Origin of the sequence: Mediterraneibacter glycyrrhizinilyticus (assembly GCF_015560805.1) — a bacterium.
Taxonomy (GTDB): domain Bacteria; phylum Bacillota; class Clostridia; order Lachnospirales; family Lachnospiraceae; genus Schaedlerella; species Schaedlerella glycyrrhizinilytica_A.
Map to the genome: position 1 here is coordinate 40651 of NZ_JADMSO010000007.1, position 20305 is coordinate 60955.

21 protein-coding genes are annotated in these 20305 nt (G+C 47.1%); 17 read left to right on the forward strand and 4 right to left on the reverse strand.

All coding sequences use genetic code 11. The features are described 5' to 3' along the window. Positions 1–92 precede the first annotated feature (92 nt). From I2H87_RS08430 to I2H87_RS08440, 3 genes are read left to right on the forward strand one after another with little or no spacing between them, the layout of a single operon-like run. Complete coding sequence (locus I2H87_RS08430) at positions 93–788, forward strand: L-ribulose-5-phosphate 4-epimerase (RefSeq protein WP_009268620.1); 696 nt, start codon at positions 93–95, stop codon at positions 786–788. A gap of 48 nt (positions 789–836) precedes the next feature. After that, complete coding sequence (locus I2H87_RS08435) at positions 837–1382, forward strand: prepilin peptidase (RefSeq protein ID WP_054702936.1); 546 nt, start codon at positions 837–839, stop codon at positions 1380–1382. Positions 1383–1409: 27 nt separating this feature from the next. After that, positions 1410–2225 carry a MurR/RpiR family transcriptional regulator gene (locus tag I2H87_RS08440; protein ID WP_054702937.1) on the forward strand — a complete coding sequence of 272 codons (816 nt, stop codon included), beginning with the start codon at positions 1410–1412 and terminating at the stop codon, positions 2223–2225. 102 nt (positions 2226–2327) lie between these two features. Here I2H87_RS08440 and I2H87_RS08445 read toward each other — a convergent pair whose 3' ends face one another. Continuing rightward, complete coding sequence (locus I2H87_RS08445; RefSeq protein WP_195609712.1) at positions 2328–3080, reverse strand: copper homeostasis protein CutC; 753 nt, start codon at positions 3078–3080, stop codon at positions 2328–2330. A gap of 339 nt (positions 3081–3419) precedes the next feature. Here I2H87_RS08445 and I2H87_RS08450 point away from each other — a divergent pair, with 339 nt between their 5' ends. The 7 genes from I2H87_RS08450 (at position 3420) to I2H87_RS08480 (ending at position 10701) form a co-directional block, all read left to right on the forward strand. Beyond that, positions 3420–4769: an alpha-L-fucosidase gene (locus I2H87_RS08450; RefSeq protein WP_195609713.1), complete on the forward strand. Its 1350-nt coding sequence runs from the start codon at positions 3420–3422 to the stop codon at positions 4767–4769. 4 nt (positions 4770–4773) lie between these two features. Further along, a complete protein-coding gene (locus I2H87_RS08455; protein WP_195609714.1) occupies positions 4774–5661 on the forward strand; it encodes a PTS mannose/fructose/sorbose transporter subunit IIAB in 888 nt (295 codons plus the stop codon). Positions 5662–5682: 21 nt separating this feature from the next. Further along, positions 5683–6486, forward strand: a complete 804-nt coding sequence (locus tag I2H87_RS08460; RefSeq protein ID WP_195609715.1) for a PTS mannose/fructose/sorbose/N-acetylgalactosamine transporter subunit IIC — start codon at positions 5683–5685, stop codon at positions 6484–6486. Then, on the forward strand, positions 6467–7279 hold the full coding sequence (locus tag I2H87_RS08465) for a PTS system mannose/fructose/sorbose family transporter subunit IID (RefSeq protein ID WP_022152580.1): 813 nt from the start codon (positions 6467–6469) through the stop codon (positions 7277–7279). Before I2H87_RS08460 ends, I2H87_RS08465 begins: the two co-directional genes overlap by 20 nt. A gap of 28 nt (positions 7280–7307) precedes the next feature. Then, positions 7308–8012 carry an SIS domain-containing protein gene (locus tag I2H87_RS08470; RefSeq protein ID WP_009268612.1) on the forward strand — a complete coding sequence of 235 codons (705 nt, stop codon included), beginning with the start codon at positions 7308–7310 and terminating at the stop codon, positions 8010–8012. Between the two features lie 136 nt (positions 8013–8148). Next, positions 8149–9339 carry an N-acetylglucosamine-6-phosphate deacetylase gene (gene nagA, locus I2H87_RS08475; RefSeq protein WP_022152579.1) on the forward strand — a complete coding sequence of 397 codons (1191 nt, stop codon included), beginning with the start codon at positions 8149–8151 and terminating at the stop codon, positions 9337–9339. A 3-nt stretch (positions 9340–9342) separates the two neighbouring features. Next, positions 9343–10701, forward strand: coding sequence for an MATE family efflux transporter (locus I2H87_RS08480; RefSeq protein ID WP_195609716.1), 1359 nt, complete (start codon positions 9343–9345; stop codon positions 10699–10701). 121 nt (positions 10702–10822) lie between these two features. Here I2H87_RS08480 and pdaA read toward each other — a convergent pair whose 3' ends face one another. Then, positions 10823–11617, reverse strand: coding sequence for a delta-lactam-biosynthetic de-N-acetylase (gene pdaA / locus I2H87_RS08485; RefSeq protein WP_009268609.1), 795 nt, complete (start codon positions 11615–11617; stop codon positions 10823–10825). Positions 11618–11794: 177 nt separating this feature from the next. On the opposite strand from pdaA, the gene I2H87_RS08490 reads away from it, so the two are divergent. Next, positions 11795–12586, forward strand: coding sequence for a Cof-type HAD-IIB family hydrolase (locus tag I2H87_RS08490; RefSeq protein WP_009268608.1), 792 nt, complete (start codon positions 11795–11797; stop codon positions 12584–12586). A 64-nt stretch (positions 12587–12650) separates the two neighbouring features. Then, entirely contained in the window at positions 12651–13268 is a 618-nt protein-coding gene (locus tag I2H87_RS08495; protein WP_049890290.1) for an NAD(P)-dependent oxidoreductase, read from the forward strand. 132 nt (positions 13269–13400) lie between these two features. Here the strand turns inward: I2H87_RS08495 and aroB are convergent, their stop codons facing one another. Continuing rightward, a complete protein-coding gene (gene aroB, locus I2H87_RS08500) occupies positions 13401–14456 on the reverse strand; it encodes a 3-dehydroquinate synthase (protein ID WP_009268606.1) in 1056 nt (351 codons plus the stop codon). Between the two features lie 70 nt (positions 14457–14526). Further along, positions 14527–15540, reverse strand: a complete 1014-nt coding sequence (aroF, locus tag I2H87_RS08505; protein WP_009268605.1) for a 3-deoxy-7-phosphoheptulonate synthase — start codon at positions 15538–15540, stop codon at positions 14527–14529. 249 nt (positions 15541–15789) lie between these two features. Between aroF and I2H87_RS08510 the strand changes: the two genes are divergently transcribed. From I2H87_RS08510 to I2H87_RS08530, 5 genes are all read left to right on the forward strand, one after another. Further along, the gene (locus tag I2H87_RS08510) at positions 15790–17367 is read left to right on the forward strand and encodes a ClC family H(+)/Cl(-) exchange transporter (protein ID WP_044955172.1); all 1578 of its coding nucleotides are present in this window, start codon (positions 15790–15792) and stop codon (positions 17365–17367) included. Between the two features lie 42 nt (positions 17368–17409). Then, positions 17410–18105 (forward strand): UMP kinase, encoded by a 696-nt coding sequence (gene pyrH / locus I2H87_RS08515; RefSeq protein ID WP_009268603.1) that lies wholly within the window; start codon positions 17410–17412, stop codon positions 18103–18105. A 14-nt stretch (positions 18106–18119) separates the two neighbouring features. Continuing rightward, positions 18120–18671: a ribosome recycling factor gene (gene frr, locus I2H87_RS08520; protein ID WP_009268602.1), complete on the forward strand. Its 552-nt coding sequence runs from the start codon at positions 18120–18122 to the stop codon at positions 18669–18671. Positions 18672–18755: 84 nt separating this feature from the next. Then, positions 18756–19487, forward strand: coding sequence for an isoprenyl transferase (locus tag I2H87_RS08525; protein ID WP_279306360.1), 732 nt, complete (start codon positions 18756–18758; stop codon positions 19485–19487). Further along, a complete protein-coding gene (locus tag I2H87_RS08530; protein ID WP_009268600.1) occupies positions 19480–20298 on the forward strand; it encodes a phosphatidate cytidylyltransferase in 819 nt (272 codons plus the stop codon). Before I2H87_RS08525 ends, I2H87_RS08530 begins: the two co-directional genes overlap by 8 nt. The last annotated feature ends 7 nt before the right edge of the window (positions 20299–20305 follow it).

Sequence of the window (20305 nt, forward strand, 5' to 3'; positions counted from 1 at the left end):
CCTGAAAAATGATATGGTCTGCAAAGCAGAACTGTGATCGGACAAAACAAACGAACAGAAAATAAAAGCAATAGGAAAAGGAGATTATCGCGATGCTGGAACAATTAAAAAAAGAAGTATATGAGGCAAATATGCTGCTTCCAAAACATGGACTTGTTACGTTTACATGGGGAAATGTCAGCGGAATCGACCGGGAGTCGGGACTGTTTGTCATTAAGCCAAGCGGTGTAGAATACGACAAACTGACGCCGGAAGATATGGTAGTTGTAGATCTGAGCGGCAATAAAGTAGAGGGAAGATATAATCCGTCTTCCGATACGCCGACCCATGTGGTGCTTTACAACCGTTTCCCGAAGATCGGCGGTATCGTGCATACTCATTCCGAGTGGGCGACGAGCTGGGCACAGGCGGGAAGAGACATTCCATGCTATGGAACAACCCACGCAGATTATATTTACGGTGAGGTTCCTTGTGTACGAAATCTGACAAAAGAAGAGATCGAGGAAGCGTATGAATTGAATACCGGTGTACTGATCGCCGATGAGTTTGAGGCGCGCAAAAAAGATTATATTGCAGTTCCGGCAGTGCTTTGTAAAAATCACGGACCGTTTACATGGGGAAAAGACGCAAATGAGGCTGTACACAACGCGGTAGTGCTGGAAGAAGTGGCGAAGATGGCGGCGCGCTGCGAATGGCTCAATCCGGCAAACAAACCGGCTCCGCAGGAATTGCAGGATAAGCATTATTTCAGAAAACATGGGGAAAATGCATATTACGGACAGAATTAAATGTCCGAAAGAACACTGGGGAAAATGTGATCGCAGCGAAAGAAAAGGATGCATTTAAAAAAGCGGGAGAGAAGAAAGAAGACAAGTTTAGCCGTAGCAGCACTGTCCGGAGATGGGGCAGCGCTGCTGTGTGCGTTTTTTTATCGGAATATTTGCAGAGGAACGACGGCGGGAACGCTGCTTGTATTTGTATTTTTTTGCCTGGTGACGGCAGCCTCGGTCAGCGACCTGAAATGCCGGAAGATTTCCGATCGGCTTTGTGGGTTGATTTTGGGGATCGCTGTCGCCGCCGTGTTCTTCATGCCCGGAGTGACGCCTCTGGAGCGGATCTTGAGTGCCGCGGCGATCGGGAGCCTGATGCTGACCGCGACGTTGATCCTGCCGGGCGTTTTTGGCGGCGGAGATATAAAACTGATGGCAGCCTGCGGCGGATTTTTAGGATGGGAGATGATCCGGGACGCTTTTGTGACCGCGGTAATCGCCGCAGCGCTGGCAGTGTTTTTGCTGCGGGTAAAGGAAAGAGAGTACAGGACGGGAATTGCGATGGCTCCGTTTTTTGAGTTGGGGATGGTACTGCATTTTTTGAGAAATTAAAAATCACGGAGGAAAAGATACAGAAATATGTTTATTACGGGTTATAGATTACTCAATCTGAGAAACAATTCGGGGAATAACTCTACGGATTCGCATATTGTGGAAGTGATGCTTGAAAATATAAACGAACTGGACAGATTATCCATAGAGACGATGGCAGAACTCTGTGATGTTTCAAAATCGAAACTTTCAAAATTTGTGAAAACGATCGGATTTGATGACTACAAAGAATTTCGGGATTTTGCGAGAAATGAAAAAAGACGTTCCGGCTATTCGGGATATGAGAACAAAATCATGATGTGGCGGTATATTGAAAAAGAGGGATGGGATTCTTATTTGAAGATCCTGAAAAATGATCTGGACTGTTTTATGGATCGGATCGACAGGGGAATGCTTAAGATGCTTGCAAAAGCAATGTATCGGCATAAGGAAGTTGTAGCTTTCGGGAGTGTCTATTCCCAAAATGTTGCCATGGATTTTATGTACCGGATGGCGGATGAGGGGAAATATATCCGGACATATACTTATGATACCAGACAGGAAGAGTATCTGCGAAATATGAATGAGGACACACTTGTCATTATTTTCTCGAATTCCGGACAATATCTGTACGGAGACGGAATGCGGCTGAATGACCATTTTAAAACATATTTGAAGAAGACCAAGGGAGAACTGGCGCTTATCACTTCAAATGAAGAAGTTGCAAAAGATCCGATGGTGAGGTATCCGATTTTGTATAGTTTTTCATCAAATGTGCATAGCCATATGCTGATCGAGAGACTTGTGATGGAAATGCTCATACTGGAATACAAAAAAGTAGTAAAAGAAAATGAAGAGATATAAAAATACGTCTTATCAAGAGATTGATTCGACACCTGCCGGATGGCATCTGCGAAGAAAAATCTTTGATAAGACGTATTTTTTCATTTATTGCTCACTTTTTTATCAGTCAGAATAGGAACGGAGGAACTCTACGGCAGATTGGATCTGCGTACTGTCGGTTTTTAAAAGTTTGTATTCATCCCGCTCCGGAAGTCCCATGCTTGCGCCCGGTTTTCTATATGTCATAGCACTTTCGATCTCGGTCTTACCGGACATATGGTAGGAACAGATACCGGTGTAAGGAACCAGTTTCTCGATGACATTTCGGCAGATTCCGCCTGCTGCAAGGATTTCGATTCTGCCGGCGCTTTTTTGATGAAGTATTTTCAGCATATCCCGTCCGGTCCATGCAGAAAGAGCCTGACCTCCTGTTAAGATGGTATCGTATTGTAATTCGATCGCCTGCTCCAACGCGCTCAATGGATCGAGGCACACATCAAATGCCCGGTGAAGTGCAGTTTCCATAGAACCGGCAGCTTGTTTTAATTCTGCGAGCTGCTCCAGATTCAACGTACCGTCCGGGTTGAGGATACCGACAACGACTCCGTCAGCGCCCTCTTCGCGGAACATCTCTACTTGTTCTTTTAACTCTTCAAACTCATATTGGTTGTAGCAGTAATCGCCGTAACGTGGACGGAGAAGTACACGGACTTTTAAGCCCGTATATTTACGAACCTGACGGAACAGGGAAAGAGAGGGCGAGACGCCTCCGATGACAAGGTTACTGCACAATTCTACACGGCTTGCACCGCCTTTTTCCGCTTCAATAGACGAAAGGATACTGTCGACACATGTTTCAAGAATGTAGTTTTTCATTTGTATAATCTCCTTTTTTAAAAAAATAAAATAATGCAATCTGAGGCGCACTACTCTTTGTACATTGATGCTAAAAAAGGAACAGAAAATAAAATGTTTCGGATGCTGTGGAGTATATCATAAAAGTTTTGAAAGGTACAGAAAAAAATTGTCAGTGGTTATAAAAATGGCAGGACACGAGTTGAGATTGTGCATATCATACAAAAAATCAACGGCAATAATATGGAAAGTATATAAAGAAGTTTCCAAAATGTGAAATTTTTAAGATTTAAAAATAAAAAAATTATAATGTAGACAGTTGCTATGCATAGCAAAAAAGTTAGAAAGGAAATATAGAGGATGAAATGTAAGGATATTTATGAATGGCCGGAAAATTATGGAGAACCGGACTGGTTTATCCATGACCGTTTCGGGATGTTCATTCACTTTGGTCTGTTTTCCGCAGCTGCAAGGCATGAATGGGTAATGACCTTGGAACAGATCGGAGTAGAAGGGTACAAAAAATATTTTGATAATTTCAACCCGGATTTCTTTGACGCAAAGAAATGGGCAAAGGAAGCAAAGGAAGCGGGATTTCAGTACGCAGTTTTGACAGCAAAGCATCACGAGGGATTTGCACTCTGGGATACGCAGCTTTCGGATTATAAGATCACAAATACAAAATTTGGACGGGATGTTGTAAAAGAATATGTGGATGCTTTCCGGGCAGAGGGATTGAAAGTCGGACTGTATTTTTCGCTTTTGGACTGGTATCATCCGGATTTTCTCGTGGACGGATATCATCCGGAGAGAAATAACGAAGAGTATATCAAAAGTCACCCGGGAGATATGGAATCTTATCGGAAATTCATGCACGGACAAGTGAAAGAGCTGCTTACCGGATATGGAAAAATCGATTACTTATGGTTTGATTTTTCTTATCCGCAGCGTGACTGGGGCGACTCCGTCGGAAAAGGAAAAGAGGATTGGGGTTCGGAAGAATTGGAAAAAATGATCCTCTCATTACAGCCGGATATTATCATCAATGACAGACTCGGACTCGGAAGAGGTGTGGGAACGCCCGAACAATACCAGAGAAGTTCCAAGGCGGATAACGGCGGAAAACCGATCGTATGGGAAGCATGCCAGACATTGAATAACAGCTGGGGATATGATCGGGATAATCTGAACTGGAAATCACCGGAGATGGTTGTCAAACTTCTGATCGATACGGTATCTAAGGGCGGCAATATGCTTCTCAATATCGGACCGAATGGACGAGGTGAGATCGACAGCCGTACACAGAGCATTCTGGATGAAATCAAAGAATGGATGAGACTCCACAGGGAATCGATTTACGGATGCGGACCGAGCGAATACGAGGCGCCGTTGGATGCAAGATTTACACAGAATGGAAATCATCTGTATCTGCACCTGTTTTCATGGCCGTATCGTACGCTGCTGATCAATGGTCTGGGCGGCGAGGTTGAATATGCGCAGCTTTTGAACGACCATTCGGAGATCAAATATATCCAGGATGAGGGATTGTCGGGAAAAAGAAAATCACACAAAGATCTGAATCTGGAAGTGACCGAAATCCACATCAAAGATAAATTTGAGGAGAAAGCGCTTCTTGTAACATTGCCTGTACAGAAACCGGATGTTATCGTGCCGGTTATTGAATTTATTTTAAAAGAACAGGAGGACTAAATAGATGTACTATATCATAACTGCACATGGAAAATATGCAGAGGGATGTAAGTCGAGCTGTGAGATGATCACTGGAGATACGTCCGCTTTTGTCCCGGTTACATTTACCGAGGAAATGACAAAAGAAGATGTAGAGAAAAAATACGAAGAGATCCTTGCCGAAAAAGGCGCAGAGGAATGTAAAGCGATCATCGCGGACCTACCGGGCGGAACTCCGTATAACGCGGCGATGCGTATCGTATCAGAGCATAAAAATATTCAGCTTGTCGCAGGACTCAGCCAGCAGCTTCTTGTGTTGATCAATTCAGGAGAAGAACTGGCGGATGCGATCGAACAGGTCGGAGAGATTTACGGAAATACGAAAGTTGCCAAAGAGAAGAAGACAGTACAGGCTCCGAAAGAACCGGTGGAAAAGAACGGGATCGTAAACTTCCGATTGGATGAAAGACTGATCCATGGTCAGGTGGCAACGTTCTGGACACGTACATTGCAGGCAGACCGGATCATTGTCGCAGATGACGACGTGTTAAAAGACGAGATCGGAGTCAGTGCATTGAAAGCAGCGGTACCGTCCGGTGTACACTTGAGTATTTTATCAGTTGACAATGCGGCAGCGCGATTAAATGCGGGAATTTACAGCGGACAGAGAGTATTTCTCATTGTAAACAAGACAAAAACAATCCGCAGGATGGTGGAAAGTGGACTGAAAGTAAAAGAAGTGAACATAGGAAACATGGGCGAAAAAGAGGGCAGACAGCGGATCAAAAAATCCGTATACTGCACATCGGAGGAACTGGCGGACGTTGAAGCAGTTGAAAAGGCCGGTGTTACGGTTTTTGCACAGATGGTTCCGAATGATGAGAAGAAAACATTTCGTTCCTATCTTCACTAATTAAAAGGAGGTTAAAGCAGTATGGAAATACAGACATGGCAAATTATTGCACTTACAATTGTTTCATTGATTTTTATTTGGGATGGAGTCAGCACTGCGATTTTTGATAACAAACCGATTTTTGCGGGAATCATAGCAGGTATCATTATGGGAGATCTGGGGACAGGACTTGCAGTTGGTGCAACGCTGCAGCTTATGGTACTGGGAGTCGGTACATATGGAGGTTCCTCGATGCCGGACTATATCACAGGAGCGATCATCGGAACTGCTTTTGCAGTAACCTCAGGGAAAGGAATCGAATTTGGAATCGGTCTTGCGGTTCCGGTAGGTCTTCTGATGGTAAATCTGGATGTGTTCGGAAGATTCTGCAACGTATTTTTTGCGAAAAGAGTGGAAGCGGCGATCGAAAGAATGGATTTCGGAGCGATCAAGCGCAACGTCTGGTATGGATTGATCCCGTGGGGACTTTCCAGAGCGTTCCCGGTTTTCGTGATGTTGATCTTCGGAGAGAATATTGTAAATACACTTGTTGAGAAAATGCCGGAATGGCTGACCGGCGGTCTGAGCGTTGCAGGCGGACTGCTTCCGGCAGTCGGTATCGCGATTCTTCTTCGGTATCTGCCGGTTAAGAAATACATTTCCTATTTGTTGATCGGATTTTTTGCAGCGGCATACCTTGCAGTACCGATGTTTGGTATCGCAATCCTCGGAGTAGCAATGGCAGTAATTTCATTTCAGCAGAGTTTGAAAGAAAGTAAGAAAGTAGTTGCAGTAAATGCTGGAGTTTCACAGGAGGGACTGTTAGATGGAGAATATGAAGACTAACGAAACAAAATTGACAAAAAAAGATATAAACAGCTTAAGCAGAAGATGGATCATGGGTTCCCAGATGACCTGGAACTATGAGAAACAGATGGGTGTAGGATATTTGTGGGCAATGCTTCCGATCATCCGCAAATTATACAAAGACCCGGCGGATCAGAAAGAAATGATGAAAACACATGTTCAGTTCTTTAACACGACGCCGCATATGGGCGGTTTCATTCTCGGTATCGACGCTGCGACAGAAGAGCATGAGGGAATGAAAGCGAAAGAAGCGGTCAAAGGTTTGAAGACAGGTCTTATGGGACCGTTTGCAGGTGTAGGCGATACACTGTTCGGCGTATTGTTCCCGACCATTTTCGGTTCGATCGCTGCATATATGGGACAGGAGGGCAATATGATCGGGGCGCTGATCTGGCTGCTCGTAAATCTTGCGATCCTCACGTTCCGTACGTTTTCGGCAGGAATCGGATACCGTGAGGGGGCGAAGATCATCACTTCCGCAAAAGACAAACTGGACGCTTTGACAGCCGCGGCAACGTTGCTTGGAATTACCGTAGTCGGCGCATTGATCGCGACGGTAGTAAGAGCAAATGTAACGGCAACGTTTGTCAGCGGAGAGATTTCCGTAAATGGACAGGACATCTTAAACCAGATCATGCCGTGCCTTGTTCCGGCAGCGGTTGTCGGCGGTATTTACTGGCTGCTTGGAAGAAAGAAAATGACATCTACAAAAGCGATCATTATTGTAATGGTATTGTCTATCGCTTTGCATGCAATGGGAATCCTTGGCTGATAGAACAAGAAAGAAGAGGAAATAGATTATGGCATTTGAATTTTTCGATAAAGCAAAAGAGATCATGGGAAAACTGGAGAGTACTCAGGCTGAAAATATCCACAATGCAGCGCTGTTGATCTCCGAGTCGATCCGCAACGGGGGGATTCTCCAGGCATTCGGAAGCGGACATTCTTATGCGGGGGCGATCGAAGTATGCGGACGTGCCGGTGGGCTGATTCCGTCGAAAGTCGTAAGAGATTATTCCGAGGGGATTTTTGAGAGTGTAGAGGGAAATGCGTATTTTCTGATGCGTCAGGTAGACGTACAGCCGGAAGACGTATTTATCATCATTTCAAACTCGGGAAGAAATCCGTTGAGCATTGAGATGGCTGAGTATGTGAAGAAAAAAGGCTGCAAGGTCATCGTAGTGACAGCACTGGAAGTATCAAAATCTTCTACGTCCCGTCATTCTTCCGGAAAACTTTTATATGAGTTTGCGGACGTAGTGCTGGATAACCAGTCCGAGTTTGGTGATGCAGCTCTTGAGATCGACGGATTTGACAGTAAAGTATGCGGTACTTCTTCATTCAGCACATGTCTTCTGCTTCAGCAGACGATTTATGAAGCTGTAAAAGATATGGTGGAAAAGGGGTACGAACCTCCGGTATTTAAGAGCGCCAATATCGACGGCGGAAGAGAGTATAATCAGACATTAGAAGAAAAATACGGAAATCGTATCTGGCATAAATAAAAAGTATGAATCGGAAACCTCCTATGTTATAATGAGAGTGGATTTAAAAATCGACCTCATGCATAGGAGGTTGATTTCGTGTGAAAAGCAGATCGGCAGCGTCTATGTATATAGATGCTGAGATTCTATCCCAAATATGCAGCAGAAAGGAGATACATTCAGAGAAGATCTGCCGCTGAATGTGAAAAATGGAATGAAAGTATTAAAGAATAAGACAATCTACACCGGAACCGGAAAAATTGAGAACGGATATATCCGATATAGCGAAAGAATATCAGAAGTGGATGATATGCGGAACTTTATCCCAAAAGACGAGGATGAAATCGTGGAAGTGGATGGCGCATATGTGATCCCGGGATTTATCGATGTACACAGTCACGGAGGGTACAGCTTTGACGCGATGGATGCTTCCCCGGAAGAGATCGACCAGATGGTACGTCAGATGACGGCAAAAGAGGGGATCACTTCGTATTTCTGTACGACGATGACACAGACATATGAAAATATCGAAAAAGCGATGGTAAATATCAAAGAAGCTGCCGAGAAGAACCCGGTGATCCAGGGAATCCATCTGGAGGGCCCGTTTATCTCTGTAAACTATAAGGGAGCGCAGGATGCTTCCTATATTAAGAAACCGGATGAGAACGTACTGGCAAAATGGAATGCATTGAGCGGCAGCAGGATCCGTGTTGTCACATATGCTCCGGAAGAAGCTGATGAGGCTTTTGAGAACTGGTGTCTTTCCAATCGGATCGTGTTGAGTGTCGGACATTCGGACGCTACATTCGAGCAGCTGTGTGCGAGCAGAGCCGGACATGTGACACATTTATACAATGCACAGAGAGGTCTAAAGCACAGAGAGCCGGGGGTAACCGGGTATGGTATGCTGACAGACGGCGTGAATACGGAGATCATCTGCGACGGTATCCATATCAACCCGAAGATGGTTTACATGGCATATAAAGTAAAGGGAAGCGACGAGATCGTGCTGGTTACGGATTCCATGCGGGCGAAAGGGATGCCGGAGGGAAAAAGCGAGCTCGGAGGACAGGTTGTGTATGTGAAAGACGGAACCGCAAGACTGGAGGACGGGACCATTGCGGGAAGCGTACTGACTTATATTCAGGCGTTTAGAAATATCATGAAGTTTACAGGCGCAAGTCTTGAGGAAGCGGTGAAGATGAGTTCGGTGAATCAGGCGAGAGAATTCGCTCTGACACAGAAAGGTGCGATCAAGACCGGAAAAGATGCGGATTTTGTTGTGCTTGATCAGGAGTATGAACTGAAAGGTACGATCAGCATGGGAACGCTTGTTGAGGAAGCATAGAAGATGAAAACGATGCAGAAAGATATGACAGCGGGAAATCCGACAAAGATCATATTGGATTTCACGTTCCCTATTTTTATAGGAAATGTATTTCAGCAGTTTTATAATATGGCGGACACGGTGATCGTAGGGAAGTTTGTCGGGACGAAAGCATTGGCGGCGGTGGGAAGCACCGGAACGATCATGTTTCTGATCCTTGGGTTCGTACTCGGGATGACTGCCGGATTTACCGTGCTGACCGCGCAGAAATTCGGCGCGGGAGATATGAAAGCGATGCGGCAGACGGTCGGCGGAGCGGCAGTATTGAGTATCCTCGTGACGATTGTGCTGACGGCAGGAAGCATGCTGTTCATGAAGCCGCTTTTGCGGTTTATGCATACCCCATCGGATATTTTTGACGATGCCTATTCTTATATCATGATCATTTGTGCGGGGATCGCGGCGCAGATGCTTTATAATCTGCTGGCAAGTGTGCTGCGTGCGCTTGGAAACAGTAAAGTGCCGCTTTATTTCCTGATCTTATCGGCATTGCTGAATATCGTGCTGGATCTTGTGCTGATCATCGTGTTTCATCTCGGCGCTCCGGGAGCGGCATATGCGACGGTCATTTCACAGGGAGTATCCGGTGTGCTTTGTCTTGTTTACATTGTGAAAAAGATTCCTGTCCTGCATTTAGAACGGGACGATTGGAAACCAAAAGCACATCTTTTGAAGATCCAGCTGGGGATCGGAATTCCGATGGCGCTTCAATATTCGATCACAGCGATCGGAACGATGATGGTACAGACTTCTCTGAATCTGCTGGGCTCCGGACTGGTCGCTGCGTTTACGGCGGCAAGCAAAATCGAACAGGTTGTGACCCAGGCGTATGTGGCGCTTGGCACGACGATGGCAACGTATTGTGCACAGAATATCGGCGCGGGAAAGGTACAGCGGATCCGAAGCGGATTTCGTTCCGCAACGATCATGTCGTTTGTCTATGCGGTGATCTCCGCTATTTTGATCATGACCGTCGGAAAATATATGACGTATCTGTTTGTATCGGGAGATGTGGCAGAGATCATGGCTTCGGTCGATATCTATTTGAAATGTGTCGGGATCTTCTTTATTCCGTTGGCGGTGGTCAACCTGTATCGAAACGGGATCCAGGGGATGGGATACGGCATCCTGCCGATGATGGCCGGTGTGGCGGAACTTGTCGGAAGAGGAATTGTCGCGGTGATCGCGGCGGGAAAGAGAAGTTATGTGGGCGTATGTCTGGCAAGTCCGATTGCCTGGATCTTTGCGGCGGCGCTTCTGATCGTGATGTACTTTTATATTATGAAGCATGATATGGAGAAGTTTGAGGGATATGAAGAATAAAACAGGATGCGGAACCATGCTCTTGGAATAGAGACGGCGCATCCAACAAAAAAGAGAGCTTTTTGTCAGCGCATCGGGCGGCAGGCAAAAAGCTCTCTGCTCATTTTTATTTTTCGTTTTTTCAGGATATCAGTTGTTTAAGACTTCCGAATGTGTACCCCATCTCTTCCCATTTTGTCAGCAGTTCATCCAGTATTTCCGCATTGGTTTTTGATGTACTGTGGAGCAGGACGATCGCGCCGGGGTGGATGCGGCGAAGCAGTTTGTCGAAAGCTTCTTCTTTGGTTGGCTGATCGTCTTCGTACCAGTCCACATAGGCAAGGCTCCAGAAAAATGTGTGATATCCAAGCTCTTTTGCCATCCGGAGATTGTCTTCATTATATTTTCCCTGCGGCGGACGGTAGAACTTTGTCATTTCCTCGCCGGTTATTTTTTGATATTCGGCTTCCACATCCTGTAATTCTTTTTCAAAAGATTCTTTCGTGGAGATCTGCGACATATCCGGATGATGATAAGTGTGATTGCCGACGGTGTGACCCTCTTCTTTCATCCGACGGATCAGTTCCGGATTGTTTTTGATATAGGTTCCGACGACGAAAAAAGTGGCGGGAACGTGATGTTTTTTCAAGGCATCCAGGATCGCTTCGGTATTTCCGTTTTCAAATCCGGCGTCAAAGGTCAGATAGATCCGTTTTTCTTTTGTGTCTTCTGCATAGTATGCGTTATATTTTGCAAGTATTTCGTAAGTGGCGTTGGCGGCAGGTGGTTCGCCGTCCTGACCGAAGCTCAATCCCCAGTTGCCGTCAGCGGACGTCTCGACAGCTTCCGGGAAAAAATGTTCTTTTGTGCGGGCAGCCAGACCGCCCAGAAAAAAGGCGGCTGTAAAACAAAGAAATGTACAAACGATTTTTTTCATAGTGGATTCACCGATTCTGGTACCTTTTAGATAATAACTATGTGGAAGCGGGGGAAACTATGTGGAAAACAGACAGGAAACGTAGAGACGGGAAACGTATGCTGCTCCGGGGTTGACAAATACAGAATCTCCGCTATGATAAATGAGGATAAAGAATGAGTAAGAGGAGATAGAGAAATGAAACGAGCGATCCTGTTTTTTGATATTGACGGCACACTTTTGAGCGATGAGACGGGGAAAATCCCGGACAGCACGCTTCAGGCTCTTACAGAAGCAAAGAAGAACGGACATCTTCTGTTTATCAATACGGGAAGAACGATCTGCGCGCTCCCGAAAGAACTTTACCGGTTTGATTTTGACGGATATTTGTGCGGCTGCGGAAGCTATCTGCTATTCCATGACGAGGTATTGCTGGAGCGGCATATCGAGGAATCTCTCGGTCGTAAATATATTGAACAAATGTGGGAATGTAATCTGGACGGTGTGCTGGAGGGAACCGAGGATCTTTATTTTCCGCAAGCAGTTTCTCGGTTTGAACAATTGGAACAGGGGCGGATCTATTTTGGAGAATTGGGGCTCGGGAAGAAAAAATATATCGAAGAGGGCGGATTTATCTATGACAAGATTTTTGTGTACGCCGATGAACAGAGTGACAAAGAACGTTTTTTTGAGCTGATGGAAGACCACTTCGCAGTGATCGACCGCGGCGGGAATACCTATGAATTGGCGCAGAAATCTTTTTCCAAGGCGACAGCCTGCGAGTATATGGTACAGAAATTCGGGGCAGACAAGGAGGATGTCTACGTTTTCGGCGACAGTATGAATGACCTGTCTATGTTTGAATATGCGGTACATACGGTCGCCATGGGAAAACATGCGCCGGGGCTTGCCCCCTACACGGAATTTGTGACAAAGACCGTGGAAGAGGGCGGGATCGCATGGGCGATGAAGCATTATGGGCTGATTTGAGAATGCGGATTTTGCGGAAGGGTACCCTTATGTCAGCATTATTACGACAAAGATCGATGAGGAATTGTTAAAGAAATTCTGGAATCTTGGGGTACGGATGATCTCGACGCGGACGATTGGTTACGACCATATCGATGTGGAAGTGGCAAAACGGATTGGATTTCACATCAGTCATGTAACGTATTCTCCGGAATGCGTGGCAGATTATACGTTGATGCTGATGTTAATGTGTATCCGCAAAATGAAACGGATCATGCAGCGTGAGGAACTCAATGATTTTTCGCTGCCGGGAATCCGTGGAAGAGAACTGCACGGCTTTACGGTCGGCGTGATCGGAACCGGAAGGATCGGGCAGGCAGTCATTCGTGATCTGAGCGGATTTGGATGCAGGATATACGCATATGATTTATACCGAAATGCGGAAGTGGAACGGTATGCCGAGTATGTGGAGCTGAAAGAGATTTATGAAACCTGTGATATGATCACACTTCATATGCCGTTAAATGACGCGAATTATCATATGATCGATCATGACGCGATCGGTAAAATGAGAAAAGGTACGGTGTTGATCAATACTGCGCGGGTTTCCCAATGTGATCGTGACGCCGCACATAGCGTTCTACACCGAAGAAGCGGTTGGGGATATGGTACGTCATTCCGTAAAAAGCTGTGTGCTGCATGAAGCGGGAAAAGAAGATCCGTGGGAAGTTGTGTAAAAATAAAAAGGACATCGCCTTGTCCGTTTGTCAGAGATTTATCTGATAGACAAGGCGATGTCTTTTTGGAATAGGAATCTGCCGGGCGCGCAGTTTGTTCAGACAGTTCCGGCATTTTGGAAAAATCCAACGTCGGAGGGATGGATATAGCTGTCTCCGATCGTGTGAAGCAGAATGAGATTCAGACTGCTGTTTAAATTCTTTTTGTCCAGTTTGATGGCAGCAGTCAGATCTTCGATCGGAAGACCGGAAGCGTGGGGAAGATCGTATGCGGTGAGCACCGACTTGATCTCATCTGCACAGCCCGGGGCTGTCAGACCGCACGTTTCCGCAATGCGGGTGATCTGATACATGCCGATCGCAACGGCTTCCCCGTGGCTTTCTCTTTCGTAGTGATAATACTGTTCGATCGTGTGGGCCAGTGTGTGACCGAAATTTAAGAGCATTCGCTCGCCGGTGTCGAACTGATCCTGCTCCACTACGAGCCGCTTGATGTCGACACAACGGGCGATGACCGAGGCGAGCTCCGGCTTCAATGCTTCAAAGGAACCGCAGGTTTTCAGCGTGTAAAAAAGCGCGGCGTCTTTGATGCAGCCGTATTTGATCACTTCGCCCATTCCGTCGTTGATATAACGTTTCGGAAGCGTATTTAATACTTCAGGATCGATCAGGACAAGGCGCGGATGATAAAATGCGCCGACCAGATTTTTGCCCTGGGGAAGATCCACCGCAACTTTTCCGCCGACCGAGGAATCGACCTGGGCGAGAAGCGAGGTTGGGATCTGTACGAGTTTGATCCCGCGCAGGAAACTGGACGCGGCAAATCCGGCAAGATCGCCGATCACGCCGCCGCCCAGTGCGATGACGAGATCGCTGCGGGAAATTTTTGCCTGAAGCATCGCTTCGTATATTTTCGGAAGCGACTCAAAACTTTTGGTCGGTTCGCCGTGCGGCAGGACAAGGGAATGACATTCGTATCCGGAAAGTGTCTGAATGAGTGCTTCTCCATACAGCGGAAATACGTTGTCATCGGAGATGATAAAAATCTTTTTTCCGGAAAATACTTCCGAAACATAGTGGTCTGCCTGGCTTAAAATATTGGATCCGATGTAAATCGGATAGCTGTTTTTATCTAAATGAACGGTTAATTTCATAGGGCGTTCTCCTTTTTTGTTCACGTTTCCTTAAAAATTACATTTGCGGATCGGGAACGGTATTCCGGGATCAGATCTGTTTGCCGACGACTTCCGCGATCTGGCGGATCTGTTTTAACAGTGCGTCGAATTTCTCCGGTTTCAGAGACTGTGCTCCGTCACAGAGCGCGCATTCCGGATTGTTGTGGACTTCGATCATCAGACCGTCTGCTCCGGCTGCGACTGCGGCTTTTGCCATCGGTTCTACGAGCCACCATTTTCCGCCGGCGTGGCTTGGATCGATGACTACCGGAAGATGCGTCTTATTGTTCAGCACCGGAATGCTCTGGAGATCCAGGGTGTTCCGTGTAAATGTTTCAAAAGTACGGATCCCGCGTTCGCAGAGAATGACGTTCTCATTGCCGGAAGCCATGATATACTCGGCGGACATGATCCATTCTTCGTAGGTGGCGTTGAGACCCCGTTTTAAAAGGATCGGGCGCTTTACCTTTCCGAGTTGTTTTAACAGATCGAAGTTCTGCATGTTGCGCGCGCCGATCTGGATCAGATCGACTTTTTCTTCAAATACATCCAGATAATCCGGGGACATCAGTTCCGTTACGATCGGAAGTCCGACTTCTTCCCTGACTTTGCAGAGAATATCCAGTCCCTCCAGACCGAGCCCCTGAAAAGAGTACGGGCTTGTACGCGGCTTGAACGCACCGCCGCGCAGCAGGTTTGCGCCGGAGGCTTTTGCGGCTTTGGCGATCTCAAGAACCTGATCAAAAGACTCAACGGAGCAGGGACCGGCGATCACACCCATGTGTCCGCCGCCGATCTTGACGCCGGAGACGTCGATTACGGAATCTTCCGGATGAAATGCGCGGTTTGCAAGCTTGTATGGTTCCTGTACATGCATGACCTTGTCGACGCATGTATCGACTTCAAATAGTTTGGAATCAACGGATGTGGTATCGCCGATACATCCGATGATCGTCATCTCGGCTCCGCGCACGGTATGGGTGTCCAATCCGTGACGTTTGATCATATTTTCTACACGGATAATGTTTTCTTCCGTGGTGCGAGGTTTTAATACGATAATCATAATAGGATCCTCCTCATAAACTTCATACTGTAAAATTTTAGCTGTTTAAAGTGCGAAAACATTATTATCATAAAACAGGAATGCGGGATTGTCAATGAAAATACGAAAGAAAATACAATTCATGGACCATTCATTAAAAGGGCGGCGCATTGACAGAACTGCGTGTGGTGGTGTATGTTAAATCAGAAAGGAATGAAGCGTATAAGGAATGATATGTAAAGGAAAGAGAGTGAACATGAAATGGCGGATATGAAAAAGAATACGTCCCATACGATTCGCCGCGCGCAGCGATTTCCGGTCATTTTGATCGGAGAGGGACTGTTAGTCGGTATCGTAGGCGGGCTGATCGTGCTTTTGTACCGGGTGGCGTTAAGCTATGCGGGCGACTGGCTGCATGCGATTTTATCCTATATAAAAGGAAGACCGGTTCGGATCATCGGATGGTTTCTGGTTTTGGTCTTGCTGGCGGTGGTCGTCGGAAAGTTGGTGAAATGGGAACCGATGATCTCGGGAAGCGGAATCCCGCAGGTGGAGGGAGAAGTGACCGGAAAGCTGCGGCAGAACTGGAAAAAAGTGCTTCCGGCGAAATTTATCGGCGGTTTTTTGTGCCTGTTCGGCGGCTTGTCACTGGGACGGGAGGGTCCGTCGATCCAGCTTGGTGCGATGACCGGGCAGGGGATCTCAAGGATCCTGGATCGTGGGAAGACCGAAGAACGTTATCTGATGACATGCGGAGCAAGCGCAGGGCTGGCGGCGGCGTTTCATGCGCCGCTTGCCGGCGTGATGTTTGCGATCGAGGAGATCCATAAAGGATTTTCCGTGTCGATCCTGATCTCGGTCATGACGGCTTCGGTGACGGCGGATTTTATTTCTTCCTATATTATCGGTCTGGATCCGGTATTCGCATTCCGGCTGGATGAATTTCTTCCACAGCGTTATTACGGACTGTTGCTTTTACTCGGTGTGATCGTCGGCGTCGCGGGCGTTTTCTACAACTGGGCAATGCTGAAAGTTCAGGAACTTTATAAGAAACCGAAATGTCTGGATGAGACCGGACGGCTTCTGATCGCGTTTCTGACGGCCGGTGTGCTGGGACTTTGCATGCCGGAAGTATTGGGCAGCGGACATGAACTGATCGTTTCGCTGACTGATGGGGAAATGGTATTGAAAACGGTACTTCTTGTGCTGGTTGTGAAATTCGTATTTTCGGCAGTCAGTTTCGGATCCGGCGCGCCGGGCGGAATTTTCTTTCCGCTTTTGATATTGGGAGCGATGATCGGCGGCGCATTTGCAATGATCGGAACGCAGTGGTTCGGATTGCCGCAGCAATATATCAATAATTTTGTTCTGCTTGCGATGGCGGGATTTTTTACGGCGATCGTGAGAGCTCCGCTCACCGGGATCGTGCTTTTATTTGAAATGTCGGGGTCCGTCAGCCAGATGCTGTCTCTTAGTATCGTTTCGGTGACGGCATACATCGTGGCGACGCTTCTTCGGTCGGCTCCGATCTATGAGAGTCTGCTGGAGCGGATCCTGACAGCGCAGAAATCAAAAGCTGTTGGAGGAAATGAGAAGAAAGCCGGAGGTCAGAAAGTATTGAATACATTTACGATCATGAACGGTTCGGTATTGGAGGAGCGGTGCGTACAGGAGATCACCTGGCCGGACAACTGCCTTTTGATCGCATTGGAGCGGAACGGAAAAGAGATGATCCCGCGGGGCAAAACAAAGCTGATGGCGGGGGATGTCCTCACGACGATCACGGATGAAAGAGATGCAGGATATGTACATGACAAAATGGAAAAGTTATGTTATACTTCCTTTTAGAATGTGCACCATTTAAGACAACACATGAAGGAGCTAAAAGATATGAAAAGAGTATTGCTGAAATTAAGTGGAGAAGCGCTTGCAGGAGATAAAAAGACAGGATTTGACGAGGCAACCTGTATCGGTGTTGCCAGGCAGGTCAAACAGCTTGCCGACAGCGGCATTCAGGTAGCGATCGTGACAGGCGGCGGCAACTTCTGGAGAGGTCGTACGAGCGAGACGATCGACCGGACAAAGGCAGACCAGATCGGAATGCTTGCAACCGTGATGAACTGCATTTATGTTTCCGATATTTTCCGTCATGTCGGCATGAAGACCGAGATCTTCACACCGTTTGCATGCGGCGCATTTACGACTTTGTTTTCCAAGGATGCGGCAGTGGCAGCGTTGGAAGAGGGCAAAGTGATCTTTTTCGCAGGCGGAACCGGACATCCGTATTTTTCAACAGATACAGGAGCGGTACTTCGTGCGATTGAGATCGAGGCGGACGCGATGCTGCTTGCGAAAGCGATCGACGGAATTTATGACAGCGATCCGAAAGTGAACCCGGAGGCGAAAAAGTATGATGAGATTTCCATTCAGGAAGTGATCGACCAGAAGCTTGCGGCAGTGGATCTGACCGCGTCGATCCTCTGCATGGAGAATCGGATGCCGATGCTTGTATTCGGTCTGAATGAAGAAAACAGCATTGTTGAGACAATGAGCGGTACATTTACCGGAACAAAAGTAACTGTATAGGAGGATATGAGAAGATGAATGAAAAATTAAAAGTATATGACGAGAAGATGACAAAATCAATGCACAGCCTTCACAGCGAGCTGGCAGCGATCCGTGCAGGACGTGCGAACCCGCATGTACTCGATAAGATCCTTGTAGATTACTACGGAACGCCGACTCCGATCCAGCAGGTAGCGAACGTATCGGTTCCGGAGGCGCGTATGATCCAGATCCAGCCATGGGAGAAGAGTATGCTGAAAGTGCTCGAGAAAGCGATCATGACCTCCGAACTCGGGATCAATCCGACGAACGACGGCTCTACGATCCGTCTGATCTTTCCTGAACTGACAGAGGAACGAAGAAAAGAACTGGCGAAAGACGTAAAGAAAAAAGGCGAGGCAGCGAAAGTTGCGATCCGCAATATCCGCAGAGACGGAAACGATGCATTTAAGAAGCTGAAAGGCGGAGACATTTCCGAGGACGAGATCAAAGATCTGGAAGACGAGCTTCAGAAGATGACAGATAAGTATGTCAAAGAAGTGGACAAGGCAGTAGACGAGAAGACAAAAGAGGTTATGACGGTTTAATAAGAGACAAAAAAGAGGGGCTTTTCTGCAGTCCCTCTTTGTTTGCTCATTGGATGAACTTTTAGATGGATTTTTTACAGGGAAATGGAGGAAGAGAAGATGAATGTACCTCAGCATATTGCGATCATATTGGACGGCAATGGGCGCTGGGCGAAAGCGAAAGGGATGCCGCGTAATTACGGACATGCCCAGGGAAGCAAGAATGTGGAACGGATCTGTGAGGAAGCATGGCGCATGGGAATCAAATATCTGACCGTGTATGCATTTTCCACGGAGAACTGGAACCGCCCGAAGTCGGAAGTCGATGCGTTGATGAAGCTGCTTCGGAATTATATGAAGACTTGTCTGAAGACCGCGGAGAAGAACGATATGAAGATCCGGGTGATCGGTGACATGACGCCGCTCGATGACGATATCAAAAAACGGATCCATGAACTGGAAGAGGCGAGCAGGAACAACGGCGGATTGAACTTTACGATCGCGCTCAACTACGGAAGCCGGGACGAGATGGTACGTGCGATGCGCCGGATGGCGGCGGACTGTGTGGACGGGAAGTTAAAGCCGGAAGAGATCGACGAGAAGCTGTATGCCTCTTATCTGGATACCTCGGAGATCCCGGATCCGGATCTTTTGATCCGCACAAGCGGAGAACTCAGATTGTCCAACTATCTGCTCTGGCAGCTGGCTTATTCGGAATTTTATTTTACGGACGTTCCGTGGCCGGATTTTACGAAAGAGGAATTAATCAAGGCGATCGAGCAGTATAATAGCAGAGACAGACGTTTCGGTGGAATCAAGGAGGAGCAGGATGTTTAAGACCAGATTAATAAGCGGGATCCTTTTGGTCATCATCGCATTTGCGGCGCTGACGGCGGGAGATCTTGTATTGTTGGGCGTGCTGGCTGTGATCAGCCTGATCGGTCTTCGGGAGCTTTACAAAGTGTTCAAGATGGAACATACGGCGCTGATGGTGCTTGGCAATATTTTCGTACTGCTCTATTATGCGCTGGTATACTGGAAGCAGGGCGGCAAACTTCTTGGAGAATCCCTGAATTGGTTTATGGCGCTTTATATGGCGTTTTTGATCTGTCTGATGGCGGCAATGGTGTTTCGGTATCCGAAATATCATCCGAGTCAGATCGTGGCTGCATTTTTCGGATTTTTTTATGTGGCAGTGATGCTCTCTTATATTTATCAGATCCGGGTGCTTCCGGGCGGGATTTTTACGGTTTGGCTCGTATTTATCTGTGCATGGGGATGTGATACCTGCGCCTACTGTGTCGGTATGTTGATCGGAAAGCATAAGATGGCTCCGGTTCTGAGTCCGAAGAAATCCGTGGAGGGCGGAATCGGCGGGATCGTCGGCGCGGCGCTGATCGGGATCCTTTACGCATTGGCGATCAATCATTGGGGAAGCGCAGGCGTGAGCGTTGCAGAGTTTGCGGTGATCGGCGCAGCGGGCGGAGCGATCTCCCAGATCGGTGATCTGGCGGCGTCTGCGATCAAACGAAACTACAATATCAAAGATTACGGAAAACTGATCCCGGGACACGGCGGGATTTTGGACCGGTTTGACAGCGTGATCTTTACGGCGCCGATTATTTTCTATCTGGCAGTATTATTATAGAATCATA

Coding starts and splice junctions, on each gene's coding strand:
- I2H87_RS08510 (WP_044955172.1), top strand. CDS start 15,790: ATGAAAAAGAATACGTCCCATACGATTCGCCGCGCGCAGCGATTTCCG.
- frr (WP_009268602.1), top strand. CDS start 18,120: ATGAATGAAAAATTAAAAGTATATGACGAGAAGATGACAAAATCAATG.
- aroB (WP_009268606.1), bottom strand. CDS start 14,456: ATGAAATTAACCGTTCATTTAGATAAAAACAGCTATCCGATTTACATC.
- I2H87_RS08430 (WP_009268620.1), top strand. CDS start 93: ATGCTGGAACAATTAAAAAAAGAAGTATATGAGGCAAATATGCTGCTT.
- pdaA (WP_009268609.1), bottom strand. CDS start 11,617: ATGAAAAAAATCGTTTGTACATTTCTTTGTTTTACAGCCGCCTTTTTT.
- nagA (WP_022152579.1), top strand. CDS start 8,149: ATGCAGCAGAAAGGAGATACATTCAGAGAAGATCTGCCGCTGAATGTG.
- I2H87_RS08440 (WP_054702937.1), top strand. CDS start 1,410: ATGTTTATTACGGGTTATAGATTACTCAATCTGAGAAACAATTCGGGG.
- I2H87_RS08455 (WP_195609714.1), top strand. CDS start 4,774: ATGTACTATATCATAACTGCACATGGAAAATATGCAGAGGGATGTAAG.
- I2H87_RS08435 (WP_054702936.1), top strand. CDS start 837: ATGCATTTAAAAAAGCGGGAGAGAAGAAAGAAGACAAGTTTAGCCGTA.
- I2H87_RS08525 (WP_279306360.1), top strand. CDS start 18,756: ATGGAGGAAGAGAAGATGAATGTACCTCAGCATATTGCGATCATATTG.
- aroF (WP_009268605.1), bottom strand. CDS start 15,540: ATGATTATCGTATTAAAACCTCGCACCACGGAAGAAAACATTATCCGT.
- I2H87_RS08490 (WP_009268608.1), top strand. CDS start 11,795: ATGAAACGAGCGATCCTGTTTTTTGATATTGACGGCACACTTTTGAGC.
- I2H87_RS08445 (WP_195609712.1), bottom strand. CDS start 3,080: ATGAAAAACTACATTCTTGAAACATGTGTCGACAGTATCCTTTCGTCT.
- I2H87_RS08465 (WP_022152580.1), top strand. CDS start 6,467: ATGGAGAATATGAAGACTAACGAAACAAAATTGACAAAAAAAGATATA.
- I2H87_RS08470 (WP_009268612.1), top strand. CDS start 7,308: ATGGCATTTGAATTTTTCGATAAAGCAAAAGAGATCATGGGAAAACTG.
- I2H87_RS08450 (WP_195609713.1), top strand. CDS start 3,420: ATGAAATGTAAGGATATTTATGAATGGCCGGAAAATTATGGAGAACCG.
- pyrH (WP_009268603.1), top strand. CDS start 17,410: ATGAAAAGAGTATTGCTGAAATTAAGTGGAGAAGCGCTTGCAGGAGAT.
- I2H87_RS08530 (WP_009268600.1), top strand. CDS start 19,480: ATGTTTAAGACCAGATTAATAAGCGGGATCCTTTTGGTCATCATCGCA.
- I2H87_RS08480 (WP_195609716.1), top strand. CDS start 9,343: ATGAAAACGATGCAGAAAGATATGACAGCGGGAAATCCGACAAAGATC.
- I2H87_RS08460 (WP_195609715.1), top strand. CDS start 5,683: ATGGAAATACAGACATGGCAAATTATTGCACTTACAATTGTTTCATTG.